This is a genomic window from Thermoflavimicrobium dichotomicum (assembly GCF_900114055.1).
GTDB lineage: Bacteria > Bacillota > Bacilli > Thermoactinomycetales > Thermoactinomycetaceae > Thermoflavimicrobium > Thermoflavimicrobium dichotomicum.
In genome coordinates this window covers 137,790-152,936 of record NZ_FORR01000003.1, presented here as the reverse complement: position 1 = coordinate 152,936, position 15,147 = coordinate 137,790, and the positions used below count along the sequence as shown (strand labels likewise).

Sequence of the window (15,147 nt, the reverse complement as noted above, 5' to 3'; positions counted from 1 at the left end):
CTCCCGTCATCAGGTATGGATGATTTCTGAAAATTCCTCGTTTATTACCAGATAATCCCCGTCTTGCTCCACCAGGACGTCCCCCAATGTCTCCATCGCCTTTTCATTCAGGTCGTTCAGGAAAACACCTAACATGAAACTGCGGCTTTTAAGGAACTGAGCTGCTTCCACAACAGAAAGCCGGCCATCCCTGAAAAGCCTGATCCATTCTTTTTCCGTTTCACTCAGGCGATTCCACAAAGACTCGATGTCACCATGAACATCTGGTTCACCAAATGGTGACCATTCTTCTTCCGTTATCTGTCCGGTTTGTTGATCAGCACCAGAAGTTAGAGTATCCGTTGTCACTTCGACCGGCGATTGCAGAGTCTCTTCCGTGTCGTCCCGATATTGTTCAAAAATATCAATCAGTTCATCGCTTTCATCCTTTAGCTGTTTCACTCGCATGAAATCGATGACCACTTCGGGTTGCTTATTCTCCTCAGCTACTTCCACCGGTTGTTCAGGGATGGGATGCGTACTCATGGAGTCCTTGCTTTTTACCTTTACAAATCGGCCTCTATCTTTGACTCTCGGTTCCATCCATCTGAATTCCACCCACTCCTTGGCTTGTTCCACGAATCCTTCCGGAAACACGGAATGATCAACTTTCACTTTTCTTTTTTCTCCCAACCGCTCTCTGATAAGGTTCTCAGCCAGTCGAAGCAATTGGTTCAATTGATAGATCATCAGCTCAGAAGGAATTCTCTCTTTGACTTTAATCAAACGTTCACGATTTTCGGGTTCCCGATCAAGTACTGCGGAAGTGTACAGATACCTTCTGTCTTTCCGCGTTCGCGCAGGCATCCATTTTTCTATCAAGTCCAAATTCTGTCGTGCGTACAATTCATTCAGGAATACCAGGAGTTCCTTGAAAGTATTGTAAATTTTGTTTTTATGTTTCTTGAAAAACTCCGATTTTCTTTTGTTTAACAACGAATTCAGCTTTGTAATCGAAACCCTCGACAGGTCGTTCTGATGTTCTTTCAAATATTGATAGAGCGGGTCATCGTCCGATTGTTGCATCCACTCTGTTGCCAGTTCATGTTCATCCAATTCCAACAGAAGATCAGGAATCCAATGATCCAAGTAACTACATACTCTTGGTTCCTTTTCCTTATAAGCGTCCCGCAAGCGCGCCAGCATGCTGACGTTAAAAGCGGCATTTTCATTGAAGCTGAAATTGATCAGTTCATAGGTAAAAAGAATGATATAACTCAAACCTGTTTCCAGATAGTTTTGTTGAAGAGCTTGTGCTCTCCAATAGAAATACCATTCCTTTTGCTTCTGGTTCAGATCCCTATAAGTTGTCCAGTAAGCAAACAATGACTCATGAACCGCATGGGTTCTGGTTTCATTCCTGTACCGCCAGGAATCCCCGATCAGTTGGGTATTTGATCTCTCCAACCTTCTGAGAGATTTCAATATGGATTCAGGTGTCCTCAAATGGCGGTATTTCGGCAAAATCACAGACTCTTCGTCATACCAGAGGTTGTTGCTAACCCGCGGTTGAATCGGATTCTTCACCTTTTCTGTTTCTTGGTTTGTTGTCACAGAAACGGTTATTGAAACCTGTTCGCGGTTTGGATTCCGTTCTTCACCCTGCTGAACCGAGGCTATATCCGTTTCAAACCGGCGATTGGCCCGATCCACCCATTGGGAAATAAATAGAAGATCGATGAAGGTTAAAATGAAAGGGATGTAAGTCCAAAAAAACAGGAGGTACAAGAAGCCTCGAATGGTATGATTGAGATAAAAGTGGTGCCCCCCGGCCCAACCCAAAAACAGGGCAAGTAAATAGGCCGTTTTCTTTGTTTTTCTTCTCAAGCCGGGCAAAACCTCCTTGATTCTGAATAATATGTATCATATCTATTACTAAATTATATCTTCTCCTAAAAAGGATTTGAATCATCAACTTAATCGACATCAATCTAAAAAATAGATCTTTCTAAAATTACTAAGGTGATTACTTATATTGATAAAGTTTTTATTTATCTTCGTAAGTCATGCTGATCTAGAATCCAAAGTACAGGGAGAGGGTGAAACACTGGCTAAACAAAAAAAGCCTTGTTGCATCTTGCCAAGCAATAAAGACTAAAAAATTTTAAAAATAAGACAATAATCCAAATAATAATTTATCGAAATCTCCGAATAGCAGTCCTTCTCTGCTCATCTACTTAGCACGGCGAGACAGTGATAGGTAAAATATTGATGACTTATTTGTCATAGGTGAAAAAAGACTTCATATAAAAAAGCCGTGATCCACTGCTCGAATCATCAGCTTTTTCTTTATTTATTATTCTCAGTATCTTTCTTAACCTCTACATGTAAACCCGATGACCCCTCAGACAATTCCAAAAGCATCATAATAACCCGGGCAATTTCCTTTAATCGCTTCTCTTTCTCCTCCTCTGAAATCTTTGGAGCCACAATGTGAATAGTGGTTCCCCCGATATGATAAGTTTTATCATAAGATATTTCCCCTCTCTCGCCCTGCATGGAATCACCTCGTTTAGATGATATGCAGGAAAACTTAACGGACAATCATATTATTTTAGATGAGGAGGGATCAATTTTGAAAAGAGTAGCCATGTATTTACGTAAAAGCCGTGCTGATCTAGAGGCTGAAGCACGTGGTGAAGCTGAGACATTGGCAAAGCACAAAAAAACGTTGCTTGAGGTAGCCAAACAACAAAATCTAAATATCGTAAAGATATATCAAGAAATCATCTCCGGTGAAAGTATTATCCACCGTCCAGAAATGATAAAGCTACTGGAGGAAGTCGAGCAAGGCCTTTATGACGCTGTTCTCGTAATGGACATGGACCGTCTTGGCCGTGGTAACATGCAAGATCAAGGGTATATCCTGGACACATTTAAACGTTCCAAAACCAAGATTATCACTCCCAGAAAGGTCTACGACCTGGAAAATGAATTCGATGAAGAATACAGCGAATTTGAAGCATTTATGGCACGTAAAGAGTTTAAGATAATCAAGCGCCGATTACAAAGCGGACGTCTCCGATCAGTAAAAGACGGGAACTATGTCGGGGCTCGTCCACCTTACGGATATCAAAAGACTAAAAAAGAAGATGGAAGTATTACTCTTGTCCCAGATCCGGAACAGGCTCCTGTAGTAAAAATGATCTTTGAGTGGTATACCTCAGAAGATCCAAATGAACGAATGGGAACGACTAACATTGCAAAAAAGTTAAATGAACTTGGTATCCCTTCATATTATGGTGGAGATTGGTCGAATAACGTAGTACTTCAAATCCTGCGCAATCCCGTTTATATCGGGAAAATCGCCTGGGGAAAAGTAAAGAGAATTAAATCCTCAGACCCAAACAAAGGTGTAGATGCACGAATGCGACCAGAAGGAGAGCAGACGATTGTAGATGGTAAACATGAGTCTATTATTTCCGAAGAAATTTTCCAGAAAGCTCAGGAAATTAGACAGAAAAAAAGGCATCCACGCTGGAAACCAAATACTACACTTCAAAATCCTTTGGCTGGCTTGGTCATTTGCGGAATTTGTGACGCTACAATGGTACTAAAGCGATCAAATCGAAAAAATAAATTACCACATTTAATATGCGACAATAAGGGAAAAGGCGGAAACTGTAACAAAAGTAGTCGCTTAGAACACATTGAAAAACGTATCCTTGAATCGTTAGAAGATTGGTTAAAGCAATATAAGTTGCGTTTTGATCCCAATGATCTGGTATCACAAAGTTCAAAAATAGAGGTTTATCAAATGACCATAAAAAGCATCCAGGAAGAAATCAGAAGCCTCCAAAAACAAAAACAACGATTACATGATTTACTCGAACGAGGAATATATGATGAAGAAACATTTCTCGATCGATCCCAAAACATCGCAAAGCGTTTGGCAAATGCCAGAGAAAGTCTTGAAAAAGCCATCCATGACCTAAATTATGAGCAAGAAAAAATGAATGCTCGAATGAGAATTATTCCCCAAGTGGAACATGTTTTAGAAGTATACCATCAATTGGACACAGCCGAACAAAAAAACATTCTCCTGAAAACGGTTATTGATAAGTGCATCTACATAAAAGAAAAACATCAAAAGAACGACGAATTTACTTTGACTATTCATACAAAAGTATAAGAGTTTTATTTTACATTTTGTATACATAATACAATATTGTATAAATTAACCAAAGATGCTACTCCGGAGCAATTAAAAGAGGCTGGTCTCGGCGATCATTACGCCAATCACGAGCGCGCCTTATTCTACCATGATGCCGCTGGCAATCCCTTCACAGTGACCTATATTCAGGCCAAAAATGATCCCATTGCTGACCTGTATGAAGATATTGCTGCAGAGGAAAAGGCACGTGCTACATACCAGTGGCTGATTGATCTATCGGATGACCCAGACATTAACGACTCCCTGAAATTCCTTAGAGAAAGAGAAGTTGTTCACGCTCAACGTTTTCGGGAAGCAGTAGAGTTATTAAAAGAGTATCAAGGACAAAAGAAGTATTTTTAATCTTGAATTTTGCTTTTTCTAGCCGCACTTTGCAAGGAAATACCCCATCCCTCTGACGAGGAATGGGGTATTTTTCTTCACTCACACTTTCATCATCATTAACAACTTCCCATTTCATGAATCTACACAAATACGTATACTTATCATTGTTCAATATTTGACACTCCACACGGCTGAAGCCGTGGGATTCTTGGGTCGTTAGCGTCCGCAGTCCGTTTCCGTTTTGGTGGGCGCCCAAGTTCAGGGGTGTGTCATCACCCCGTCCCATGTAGTTCTACGGCACCAAGCCGCATGTACCCACATGGGCGGCATACCTGTTACCAGTATGCTAGTTCCTTTCATTCACTCTCATGGTTTTACCTGGTAGGAGACTTTTCGCTACCAGAATCTCATACCATGACGTCCACAGGAACATTCGACCTACTACCAGTAGGATGAGCACCGCTCATATGTTTGATTATATAGAAAATTCCTTCTCTTGGCAATCCCATGAAGGGATTACCGAGCAACGCCGTCTTTCATCCCACAATTCAAACCATGGGCTTTCAGACGGCATTTCTGTAAATTCACTTGAAAGTCATACAGCCCTCCTGTGAAACAGCGATTGTTACAATTCTTCCCTTTTTTACCCAAAATTCGATTTCATAAGGTGATAATTTATATAAAAATCGGTCCGCTCCATTCAAACTTCTTCCGTTGATATCACGGAAAGTATGATCAATATACTGATTTCCAAATACCTTTTTCACATGCTCCATCGTCATTCCTTGATAACGTTTTGGCAAGTCAATAAAACTCCGAAGATCATGTGATGGATTACGCTTACCTAACTTATACTCTGTACAACTGGTCTTGCGATCATCATTGATAATCAGCAAGTCAAGCTCGTTCTTCATCCAAAAGTTCAAATTCGCATCTGAAGCAGGTGGTCCCAAAATCTTTTCAATCATGGATACAGGAGTATCGATTTTAAATGGAACCCCATAAACCTTTCCTTGTGAAGTCAACTTTTTGAGCTCCCTCGCCATCATCAAGCCATGATCCAATATTTCGGGTTCAGGCAAGGAAAAGTACTCATTCATCGGGTACACTTTCTCTTCCCCTGATACAACCTGCTTACCCGATGAATTTTGGATTAATCCCTCTGTCACCATAAACTCCGAAATTTGTTCAATAACGAATATTCTACCTCCTTTAGGCAAATCGGTCCATTCGAATTGCTCCCACGTTTGACCTTGATCAACGGCCGTGAAATGATTCGCTTTTGACGTATCAGCCTGACAGATGGCATTTCCGAATCGGTCTTCAATCCGGATACGCATCTGAATCACTGGCTTCTCATTCAGATAATAGCTAAATCCAAGTGTATCTTTATAACGATTCTCTCGATTGGATGTAGGACGAACAAATATACTGAGTTTAGCTGAAGAACGATCTTGTACATAGTCTGCCAATCTCACAATAAACTGATCCTTTACCATTACATCTTTATTCAAATGAAGTGGCTCTTTTGGAATCAAAATGGACAAGCCGCCTAAAGAGAAAAAAACGACCAGAATGATGATGCCGACGAATAACCCGATTACCCACTTCCTTTGCCCAATCCATTTCATTCCTGGCCAGTCACCAGTTCCTCTCTTTCGATCATTCTCCTGGTTAGCCTGGATCTCTTTTATTTCCGGGCTCTGTTGTTTACTTTCCCTTTCCTGAATATTGTCCAATGGTTTATTCTCTTCAGACTGGTTCAGTGTTTGTTCCTTTTTCATTGAATCTGGCTTTTCCTCTTGATTTATCATGATCTTCATCAGGTCTTGTTTAGTTTGTTCACGTTTCTCACTAATTGTCTGTCTTTTCTCCTGTAACGCTGAAGTGCTTACCTGGTCATGCGGCTGACTTTTCAATGGATGTTTCTGTTCTGCTATTGCCTTTTCAAATTCTTCTTTACTTGCTTGCTGAGGTATTCCTGGTCGCTGATCATTGTTTTTCATATCTCTCTCAACCTTTTGTATTGAACTTATAAAATTTTACAACCCTTTTCCAAATGATTCACATTCCTTACTACTAACTCTTAGTGCAAGTAGACCGGACTGATCTTCAAGTCCTCCTGTTGTAAAAGTGACATAATAGTTATTCAATTGATAGTAATGCTCAACATACATATTCCCTTCTGTATAAGTTGGCTCTCCAAGCACTTGCTTTATATCTGCCATTAACACCTTTTTATAGCGCTTTGGAATCATAATGTAATCATCACCATAACGGTGCTCGTATGTAATCGAGCAAATCCGGTTCTTTGAGTCGTATCGAAAAAGCACATTTTTTGCTTTATATAAATTTCCTTCACTCGGACCCAATTTTTCAATCACCTTTTGCTTAGGTGTACCAATTGATATAGGTGGAATGCCATACACGTGCCCTTTTTCGGCCAATTTTTTAATCTCTTGTGCGAGTTCGATCGGAGATTGTGGGTCTTTGACAGGTAATTGCTTCTTTTTCACTACAGGTTCACTAGTACCTACCAAATGAATGGCACCTAGTCCAATTACAATCAACAATAAAATAACCGAAATAATCATCCATTTATTTATAGAATTCACCATATTTTCCTCCATGATTTCACAACTTTTAGTACAAAAAACTTATTGATTAAGACTTGGATCAAAATAATAACCAGATTGACAGGTGGTAACAACCTTAAAACTGATCACTTTCTCTTCACCCGTCTTTTTATCAACAGAGGTAACAAACTCTACTCGATGTGCATAGTAATCATAGATATAGGTTGATATATTACTATTGCTTTCGATTTTTTGAGGAGTACCAAAAATTTGTCTCACTTTACTAAATGAGATAGATTGATATCGTTTAGGAATTTCTCTGTAAGACAGCTGACAAACCTTATTCTCATGATCAAACTGTAGGACTTTATCTTGATAATAAAGTGTTCGTGAACCAGATGCGCCCGTTTCCTCAGAATTCTGCCACTCCTTAACAACAAAGTTATATGGTGTCCCAATCGAAAAAGGAATGCCATACATTTTTCCATGTCGCGATAACTCTCTGATTTCATATACGAGTTGAGTTTCCAAATCTTTTCCCGGCTTAATTCCTTCGTACTTAGGAAAACAATGTTCCTTCCCTACTTGCATCGCAATCACCTTTCCATTTTGCACTGCAAACTCTACTGCATATGAAGGCAGACGATAAAAATAAAACTGACCTCCTTTACCATCATCACCAATCCGATAAACAAACTGATCACCAAACTCTTTTTTGATTTCTTGCCATGATAGAGAGAGCTGTTTTTTACCCCCTACTTTCTTATTGCTGATCTTGCAAACCTTCCCGATCATTTTGGGATCACTAAAAACCTCAACATAGGGATTTTTATTTGGCCATTGACTTCCAGCCTCTTGATTCGAATTCTTCGGCATTCCCCAGCTTTTAGATATTTCTTCCCATGTCGCATCAGCTTTAAAAGGTACACCATATATTTTTCCTTGCATAGCTAACTCTTTTATTTCTCGTGCTTCAGATGCTGAAACATTTTGTGATCCTGTTTTCATTCCAAATTTCGTAGGCAGTAGCCATCCCAATCCAAATACAATCAGTAAGCCAGCTAAGATGCTACCAACAAACCATGGGTGTTTATAAAATCTTTTTTCTGTCAGTGATACTGATTTTGCCTGTTCTTTCCCTGGCTCCAATGCCTCAATCTCCAAATCTTTGGGCTCACTTTCAATCTTCTCTTCAAATGAAGAAACAGACTGCTGCTTTTCTTGATTTCCATCATTCTCTTTACTTTGTTCGAGAACTTTTGCAGTCTTTCGTTCCTCTTCAAACTGCTTAAGCTTAGCATCATACTCATTCCGTTTCTTTTCATCCATAAGTGTTTCTTTGATTTCCTCAAGCAGTTCAATCATCCGCTCCGCTTCTTGCCGTCGTGAAAGCGTTGGGGCATTTAGGCGATGGTTCCAAAGTCGAAGCTGTTTTAATAGTGCCTTTTGGATTTCTTCTACATCAGCATTTTCCGGAACACCTAATATTTGGTAATAATTATCCACTTCCATAGCTCCTCATTCTATATTTCACTCTTTTTTAGTTTTAAACAAAAAACTAAACCTATGAAATATTAGGATAAAAATGATCAGGATCTTTCAAAACCAAACGCTTGTCTAACAAAATATCCTTCTGCTAAATCTTTTTCAATTTGAATCTATTAACCTCTTTACATATCGCCGACACTTCTTCATTTTGCCACCAATCGGTCATAAAAGAATAAGGAGGAGTTGTTTTTATTCATATTAGAAAATGAAATTTCTACCTGGAACACTCGTTGCCAAGAACGAATCACACAGGCTAAGTCTGCAAAGGAAAAACTTTTTATCTTAGCAGATCTATTTTCGCAAAGTTATCAAAGTTCATTAATAAAAGTAGCTGAAGAATTTTATGCAAATACTACGAACCACGATGAAGTGATGGATCGCCTTTATCCACTCATGCATTCATCATTTCCCATATACAGATCCATTTTAGAAGAAGGAATGAAAAAGAACGAATTTAAAGAAGCAGACATTGATGAATTAACCTTTATCTTGAACGGTTTGTTAATGGGATTAGGTACCAACTATCCCTATATCGATATTACTAATGTTGCAAGCCTCTATAAAAAAGCCATTCAAATTTTTCTTACTGGAATATCCAATGAACAAAGCAAATAGAGGGAGGTGGTCCATTTGCAAGCACACATCATTTCAGTCGTCATTGGACGAAGTATCCTTGAAAATTTTGCTATATGGGTTCGCAACATGGCTGTTCTCTTCTATGCAATGGAACAAACCCAAAACGATCCGAAAATTGTCTCACTAGTAAACCTGGTAGAATATCTCCCCATTTTTCTTTTCGCATTCATCGGGGGAGCTTTTGCGGATCGCTTGAATCCAAAAAACACGATCATTATTTGTGATATTTTAAGTATTCTATCCATAGTAGGGATATTATTCGTTATTCAATACGGGTGGATTTATATTCTAATCGCCACCTTTGTTTCAGTGATCCTAAGTCAATTTTCTCAACCTTCCTCTAACGTTATTATTAAAGGTCACCTCTCTCCCAAAAATATGAACATGGTGATTGGTTTGAATCAAAGCATCCCTTCTATTTTCTTAGTCATAGGTCCTGTCATTGGAACCAGCCTCTTTCTGTATTTAGGAATCGAAGCCTGCTTGATTCTCTTCGGGATTTGCTTTTTCATTTCTTTATTACTCGCTTTTCTTCTGCCTGAGATAGAAAAAGAATCAGCCAACGAAAAACAACATGTTTGGCTAGATATGAAAGAAGGCCTTTTTTACTTAAAAAATAACAGCAACATCAATGTGATACCATTCGTATATTTCTTCTTAGCGTTAGGTATTGGCTTAGTTCAACCATTAGATGTATTTTTAATTATGGATCGATTACAATTACAAAAGGAATCGATTGAATAGTTCCTTATGGTCGCAGGGATTGGATCTTTAATCGGTGGCGGGATTGCAACTCTATTGATCTCTAAGTTTAATGTCAGAGTTCTAGTTAGTAGTGCCCTTTTCTTCTTTGCAATCTGTGTATTTGGCGAAGCACTTTCTATTTGGATTCCTGTCACAGCAACCCTGCGTTTCCTAACAGGAGTATGTGCAACATTCTTAGGCTCTATCATTATCATGCTAGTAATGAATCAAACCGATCAAAATAGGATTGGAAAAGTTAGTGGGTTCCTCACCCAAACATTTGTTGGTGGTACATTGATAGGAATTCTGGTTTCTGGTCCTTTCCTCGCTCGAAGTTCCATTCTTGTGGTCTATGGTGTATCTGCGCTTACTATTTTGATTGCAGCCATCTTTAGCATAAAAATCAAGCAAGCACCAAGTAATTCATAATTTTGCAAATATTTTTTCGGTTATTTTCCTCGGTTATCCATTTGCACATGCAATATGTATTCTTTTGCCTATCCACTCCTTTAATGTACACGGATATACGAAAAGCGCACCCATCCGGATGCGCTCTTCTTTATATGTTCAGTGGCATTATATGCTATTTTACCATCTACCTAACTGATTTTTGCTTTTAACTCACGATGCTTTTTTCTCAATTGTTTCATTTCTTCATGCAGATCATATTGCTGCAAAAATTCATGGCGTTCCTTGGCGAGCAAATATTCCTGTTCCAAATAGAGTAAACGTTCTTCCAGTGCTTTCAATTGTTCCAACATTCACCAAGCACCTCTATTCTGTTCAAGTTATTCATTATGACAACCAGGCTGTCAACAAATAATTACCCTATTTCTACATATTTAAAACACCCATCTTAAAAAAATCAAAAAAATGTCACATCTATATGAATTCCCTAAGAAAAAAGGCAAATAATGAAAAAAAACGACAATAAATGAAGCCCATAAGATGACAATCCTCATTGATCATCGTCGAAAATTTGATAAAATGGAGTCCCAAACAGATAATGATGGACTATGGACTCATATCGGTTTTAACTTTCGGATGAAAGGAGTTTTTCCCGTGTCGATCAATACTCACTATATGCCATCCTTTCTAGAAGAATTCCGGTCCATGAAACTAGAGATGATGATTAGAGACTTAAGAAAGCTAAGTCCAGACGAATTATTGCGTGTAAAACAGGAAATTGAACTACTCCTGAACTCCAAAACGGAGTAGGATAACGATGATGACTCAACCAGTGGAAAAGCTCTTAATCCAAACATATAGATATATCAATGAATCACGTCATTTAATTGAACAGGCAATTGACCAATTAGGTCAACAACATTGCCAATCCATCCAACATTTGCCTGAAGATATTCAATATTTGGTTCAAGTCGCCCTGGAACTCACTCCTGATCAGCGTAAATCATTACGTATGTTTTTAGAAGCGATGAAGCAACATAAAGTATAAAATATAGACAAATCCCCCAACGCTTTAACATGGAAATATAAGCGTGGGGGATTTTTTTTTAAAAAATGGTTGGATTTTGTTGAATTTCGGGTATATTCTTTTTCTGAAATAGTTTTCTTGCAAGCACAGAAGCACGAAATAACCGATACATTTTTGCTGCATCTACAGCACTGAGCAATTCGGTCCCTGCCGTGATACGTCCGTCTGATTGTAAACGGATATAATCAAAATGCTTAAATAAGAACAATATTTCCACACATTCCTTTTGATCGCCCAGATATTCTTTAAACAAATGAGTTAATTGATGCACATCAATCCAACCCATTTCTTTATTTTTTCTCAGGTCTGGATCAAGTATTGGATAAACCAAGAGTCCCCACAATATCACAAGGGCAGCCCGTGTATCCAAGTCCCAATGATGATGTGGTATATCATCTGTTCTAGATGGATGTAAAGTAGATCGAGAAACCAATAGTGAACTGATTTCTTTCACCGACATCTGACTCAAGATACAGGTCTCCTTTCTTCCAGTAACATCTTTTTATTATGGGTATAGTCAAAATTCCACAATCTTATACGTATGATTTAACAAATTACTATTTAATTTTAAGATCCAAATATTTTTTTCTTTACTTTATTCCCATTAATATACACAATTTGTTAAATGTATAGTAATAATCAAATTTTTTAAACATAGGTGTAGAAATGATTATGCATTTTCTGTTATATTAATAAGTAACTTATAAAGTCAAATACAGTGGAGAATAAAAAATTTTGATTATATAGGCAAGGGTCGGAATAAACAGGGAATATTGTTATTAAATATAAAAATAAGAGAGGTGAAAAACTGCTACTTATAGAAAAATAATCTAATATTCCAAGTTAATATCTTAATAAAATTTTGATATCCACTAAAGGAATAGTATCACAACGAAATTTTTTTAATATAAGTAGCAGAAACAGAAATGGTTATGATCGATCCAAAAAAAGGTAAGTATACAGAAGAAGAAAATGAACAGATCATCGAAGCGATCAATAAAGGATTACAAGAAGGAAAACGAGAGAGGGAGATTTTAAAAGAATTATCAGAAAAACTCAATCGTGGATATGCCGGGATCATGTCGCATGTGCGCAAACTGAGATCAGAATATCCTGACCGTTTTGTAAGTTTAGATGATTCCAGTTCGACTCATCGCCTAAATAGTTGGGAACCCCATGAAGAAGAACTTGTTATTGATACTGTTAATGCTTATACCGAAGAAGGCAAATCTCTCTCTGCTGCTATAGCCGAATTAGAGAAGAAACTGAATCGGACACAAGGAGCCATTTATCAAAGAATCTATACGCTTAGACGAAAACACCCAGAAAAGTTCAAGTATTTGCCGCCGCAAAGACCCCGAAGGCGAAGGAAATTACCTGATTGGCAAATCAATTTGCCCGTAATCCATAATTTGGAGGAAACATCACATTATCCAAATTCATCATCGGAAGAGTTATCAACAGCCGTGCAAAATCAGCTCGCTACGGCAACCAATCATATACAAACACCTCCTGCTCCATATCCGACCTGGTCACCAAGCAGTCCAACAACCAATGAAGAAGAAATTGTATTTAAAGCATTTGAGGAGCGCTACTGCAAACCTAATCAAGAAACTAAACAGAAACTGATGCAATTAATGAGACAGTACGGATGTACCCGTGTATCTGTGGCCTTGTTAACCCTTGCCGATGATAAAGAATTCTCCACTTTAATTGTTGACTTTTTAGCTAAACGCTTACAAAATGATAAAATCATATAGAAAAAAGCACGAACCGTTCAGGTCCGTGCTTTTTTCTATATCTGTTCTTTCACTTGTTCTTTGAGTCGAACTGGAATAGAAGCGTTAATGATGGTGGTCCGTTCCCTGGATTGTGGTATTACCTCTATATGCCCCACGACATCATACCCGAAATCATCACACAATTCAATCAAACGCCCCCGGAATTCCTTGAGCTTTCTTTCATCAATTTCCGAACGCTGATAGCTTAGCACAAGTGCCAAACGATCATCCGCTTTTGTTGCGGTCGGTTCCTCCTTGTCCTTACCGAACATATTCAAAAAGGCCACATGTTTCACCCCTTAAGCGTTAGGCAATGTGAAACAAACGTTTAATTCGATTAATTAAGGTTGATTCTTCCAACTCTAAAAATGGTACTTCTTCCCCGGCTATTCTCCTGGCAATATTGGAAAATGCTTTACCAGCAAGTGACTTGCTATCCAAGATAACGGGCTCACCTGTGTTTGAAGAACGAATAATCCGACGATCTTCTGGTACAATACCTAACAGATTAATAGCCAAATGATTTTGGACACGCTCTACACTTAACATGTCACCATCTCTAACCATTCCTGGTTGAACACGGTTAACAACAAGATCAATATGTGTTAAACTCGCTGATTCCAATAAACCAATGACTCGATCTGAATCACGTACAGATGGAATTTCTGGATTCACAACCAATATAGCCCGATCTGCTGCTGCAATTGCATTCCGAAATCCACCTTCAATTCCAGCAGGAGAATCGATTAAAATGTAATGAAATTCCTTCCTCAATTCATCCACTACATGTTTCACTTGTGCTGGATTTACTTCCTCTTTATATCTCGTTTGTGCCGCTGGTAACAAAGCCAGATCTGGATACTCTTTATGACGAACAAGAGCTTGACGAAGTTTTGCTACACCTTCGATTACATCGACTAAATCATACACAATGCGGTTTTCCAATCCTAACATGAGATCCAATTTTCTTAAGCCAATATCTGTATCAACTAGACATACTTTATGCCCCAACTGAGCGAGCCCCAGCCCTACGGAGGCGACAGTGGTTGATTTGCCAACACCGCCTTTTCCGCTCGTCACAACGATAGCAACCGATCTGTGGCTCATGTGTCATACCCCTTTCCTTTTCATTTGTATGTAAACAGCCAATTAAAGAGGATCATTCAAACCCATTTTTCCGTATTTTTCGCCCCTATAAAACCATTGCACAGATTCATCGACATATCTCGCAGTTATTTGTATCAATATTGTAACAAAAACAGAAAGACAAAAAAAGAAATATTTTAACAAAATGACAATATTACCCAAAAACTTTTCTAATAAAAACGAACTTGACAGTTAGAACACACATGATCGTCTTCCTTTACTTGGTGAGCGCAAAACGGACAAAGATAAAGGATCGCCACAGGAACAGACATTTTGGGATTCATTTGAGGTGAACCTGTATTTGCAAATAAATCGGAAGATGGCAGCTTTTGAGCCAGACTGCTCCCTGTATTTTGATGCTTCAGCTGATCGATTTTCTCTTCGAGTTGAACGATTTGCTTCTTGAGATCCTGAATCATTTCCAGTGTTTGATGAACTTCCCCTGTCACTTCGACTTGCTGTTTCTTTTCCCATTCATCATAAACCAATTGCCCCAATTTATTATACATTTCTTGAATACTTTCTTTTTTTCCTTTTAACTTTCCATTTAATCGAGTAAGTTCTATCATTCGTTGCGATTGATTTCCAACTTGTTCCATTCCCTTTTCAAACGCCTGTTTTAAATCTTGAAAAAGATTCATTCAGTTTCTCTCCCCTATCTAAAATCACTTCATCAACTATATT

At 38.4% G+C, this 15,147-nt stretch carries 17 protein-coding genes and 1 pseudogene; 8 read left to right on the top strand and 10 right to left on the bottom strand.

The features are described from left to right. Positions 1 to 9: 9 nt before the first annotated feature. A complete protein-coding gene (locus tag BMZ78_RS05205; protein ID WP_139203266.1) occupies positions 10 to 1,866 on the bottom strand; it encodes a TerB N-terminal domain-containing protein in 1,857 nt (618 codons plus the stop codon). A 462-nt stretch (positions 1,867 to 2,328) separates the two neighbouring features. Then, a complete protein-coding gene (locus BMZ78_RS05200; protein WP_093228541.1) occupies positions 2,329 to 2,538 on the bottom strand; it encodes a hypothetical protein in 210 nt (69 codons plus the stop codon). 22 nt (positions 2,539 to 2,560) lie between these two features. Here BMZ78_RS05200 and BMZ78_RS05195 point away from each other — a divergent pair, with 22 nt between their 5' ends. Both BMZ78_RS05195 and BMZ78_RS05190 read left to right on the top strand, forming a co-directional pair. Continuing rightward, on the top strand, positions 2,561 to 4,171 hold the full coding sequence (locus tag BMZ78_RS05195; RefSeq protein WP_425263914.1) for a recombinase family protein: 1,611 nt from the start codon (positions 2,561 to 2,563) through the stop codon (positions 4,169 to 4,171). 30 nt (positions 4,172 to 4,201) lie between these two features. Beyond that, positions 4,202 to 4,555, top strand: a pseudogene (locus BMZ78_RS05190) (manganese catalase family protein); the annotation flags it as partial. Between the two features lie 566 nt (positions 4,556 to 5,121). Here the strand turns inward: BMZ78_RS05190 and BMZ78_RS05185 are convergent. The 3 genes from BMZ78_RS05185 to BMZ78_RS05175 are packed head-to-tail and all read right to left on the bottom strand — an operon-like array spanning position 5,122 to position 8,625. Then, positions 5,122 to 6,543, bottom strand: a complete 1,422-nt coding sequence (locus BMZ78_RS05185; protein ID WP_093228538.1) for a DUF4309 domain-containing protein — start codon at positions 6,541 to 6,543, stop codon at positions 5,122 to 5,124. Positions 6,544 to 6,579: 36 nt separating this feature from the next. Then, positions 6,580 to 7,152: a DUF4309 domain-containing protein gene (locus tag BMZ78_RS05180; protein ID WP_175482304.1), complete on the bottom strand. Its 573-nt coding sequence runs from the start codon at positions 7,150 to 7,152 to the stop codon at positions 6,580 to 6,582. A 42-nt stretch (positions 7,153 to 7,194) separates the two neighbouring features. Further along, complete coding sequence (locus tag BMZ78_RS05175) at positions 7,195 to 8,625, bottom strand: DUF4309 domain-containing protein (protein WP_093228534.1); 1,431 nt, start codon at positions 8,623 to 8,625, stop codon at positions 7,195 to 7,197. 219 nt (positions 8,626 to 8,844) lie between these two features. Between BMZ78_RS05175 and BMZ78_RS05170 the strand changes: the two genes are divergently transcribed. The 3 genes from BMZ78_RS05170 to BMZ78_RS05160 are packed head-to-tail and all read left to right on the top strand — an operon-like array spanning position 8,845 to position 10,470. Continuing rightward, entirely contained in the window at positions 8,845 to 9,276 is a 432-nt protein-coding gene (locus BMZ78_RS05170) for a TetR family transcriptional regulator C-terminal domain-containing protein (RefSeq protein ID WP_093228532.1), read from the top strand. Between the two features lie 6 nt (positions 9,277 to 9,282). Beyond that, a complete protein-coding gene (locus tag BMZ78_RS05165; protein ID WP_139203264.1) occupies positions 9,283 to 10,041 on the top strand; it encodes an MFS transporter in 759 nt (252 codons plus the stop codon). Positions 10,042 to 10,047: 6 nt separating this feature from the next. Next, a complete protein-coding gene (locus tag BMZ78_RS05160) occupies positions 10,048 to 10,470 on the top strand; it encodes an MFS transporter (protein ID WP_093228528.1) in 423 nt (140 codons plus the stop codon). Positions 10,471 to 10,640: 170 nt separating this feature from the next. Here the strand turns inward: BMZ78_RS05160 and BMZ78_RS18695 are convergent, their stop codons facing one another. After that, entirely contained in the window at positions 10,641 to 10,802 is a 162-nt protein-coding gene (locus BMZ78_RS18695) for a hypothetical protein (protein WP_175482301.1), read from the bottom strand. 301 nt (positions 10,803 to 11,103) lie between these two features. Between BMZ78_RS18695 and BMZ78_RS18690 the strand changes: the two genes are divergently transcribed. Together BMZ78_RS18690 and BMZ78_RS05150 are read left to right on the top strand one after the other, a co-directional pair. Continuing rightward, positions 11,104 to 11,259 carry a hypothetical protein gene (locus BMZ78_RS18690; RefSeq protein ID WP_175482300.1) on the top strand — a complete coding sequence of 52 codons (156 nt, stop codon included), beginning with the start codon at positions 11,104 to 11,106 and terminating at the stop codon, positions 11,257 to 11,259. Positions 11,260 to 11,266: 7 nt separating this feature from the next. Then, on the top strand, positions 11,267 to 11,497 hold the full coding sequence (locus BMZ78_RS05150) for a hypothetical protein (RefSeq protein WP_139203263.1): 231 nt from the start codon (positions 11,267 to 11,269) through the stop codon (positions 11,495 to 11,497). 58 nt (positions 11,498 to 11,555) lie between these two features. On the opposite strand, the gene BMZ78_RS05145 is transcribed toward BMZ78_RS05150, so the two are convergent. Then, positions 11,556 to 12,005: a hypothetical protein gene (locus BMZ78_RS05145; protein ID WP_093228522.1), complete on the bottom strand. Its 450-nt coding sequence runs from the start codon at positions 12,003 to 12,005 to the stop codon at positions 11,556 to 11,558. 457 nt (positions 12,006 to 12,462) lie between these two features. Here BMZ78_RS05145 and BMZ78_RS05140 point away from each other — a divergent pair, with 457 nt between their 5' ends. Next, the gene (locus BMZ78_RS05140) at positions 12,463 to 13,296 is read left to right on the top strand and encodes a hypothetical protein (RefSeq protein WP_093228520.1); all 834 of its coding nucleotides are present in this window, start codon (positions 12,463 to 12,465) and stop codon (positions 13,294 to 13,296) included. Positions 13,297 to 13,331: 35 nt separating this feature from the next. Here BMZ78_RS05140 and BMZ78_RS05135 read toward each other — a convergent pair whose 3' ends face one another. From BMZ78_RS05135 to BMZ78_RS05125, 3 genes are all read right to left on the bottom strand, one after another. After that, positions 13,332 to 13,604 carry a hypothetical protein gene (locus BMZ78_RS05135; RefSeq protein WP_093228518.1) on the bottom strand — a complete coding sequence of 91 codons (273 nt, stop codon included), beginning with the start codon at positions 13,602 to 13,604 and terminating at the stop codon, positions 13,332 to 13,334. A 19-nt stretch (positions 13,605 to 13,623) separates the two neighbouring features. Further along, positions 13,624 to 14,424 (bottom strand): septum site-determining protein MinD, encoded by an 801-nt coding sequence (minD, locus tag BMZ78_RS05130; protein ID WP_093228516.1) that lies wholly within the window; start codon positions 14,422 to 14,424, stop codon positions 13,624 to 13,626. A 209-nt stretch (positions 14,425 to 14,633) separates the two neighbouring features. Next, positions 14,634 to 15,104: a hypothetical protein gene (locus BMZ78_RS05125; RefSeq protein WP_093228514.1), complete on the bottom strand. Its 471-nt coding sequence runs from the start codon at positions 15,102 to 15,104 to the stop codon at positions 14,634 to 14,636. Between the last annotated feature and the right edge of the window lie 43 nt (positions 15,105 to 15,147).

Coding starts and splice junctions, on each gene's coding strand:
- BMZ78_RS05200 (WP_093228541.1), bottom strand. CDS start 2,538: ATGCAGGGCGAGAGAGGGGAAATATCTTATGATAAAACTTATCATATC.
- minD (WP_093228516.1), bottom strand. CDS start 14,424: ATGAGCCACAGATCGGTTGCTATCGTTGTGACGAGCGGAAAAGGCGGT.
- BMZ78_RS18695 (WP_175482301.1), bottom strand. CDS start 10,802: ATGTTGGAACAATTGAAAGCACTGGAAGAACGTTTACTCTATTTGGAA.
- BMZ78_RS05125 (WP_093228514.1), bottom strand. CDS start 15,104: ATGAATCTTTTTCAAGATTTAAAACAGGCGTTTGAAAAGGGAATGGAA.
- BMZ78_RS05160 (WP_093228528.1), top strand. CDS start 10,048: ATGGTCGCAGGGATTGGATCTTTAATCGGTGGCGGGATTGCAACTCTA.
- BMZ78_RS05175 (WP_093228534.1), bottom strand. CDS start 8,625: ATGGAAGTGGATAATTATTACCAAATATTAGGTGTTCCGGAAAATGCT.
- BMZ78_RS05195 (WP_425263914.1), top strand. CDS start 2,561: ATGCAGGAAAACTTAACGGACAATCATATTATTTTAGATGAGGAGGGA.
- BMZ78_RS05185 (WP_093228538.1), bottom strand. CDS start 6,543: ATGAAAAACAATGATCAGCGACCAGGAATACCTCAGCAAGCAAGTAAA.
- BMZ78_RS05150 (WP_139203263.1), top strand. CDS start 11,267: ATGATGACTCAACCAGTGGAAAAGCTCTTAATCCAAACATATAGATAT.
- BMZ78_RS05140 (WP_093228520.1), top strand. CDS start 12,463: ATGGTTATGATCGATCCAAAAAAAGGTAAGTATACAGAAGAAGAAAAT.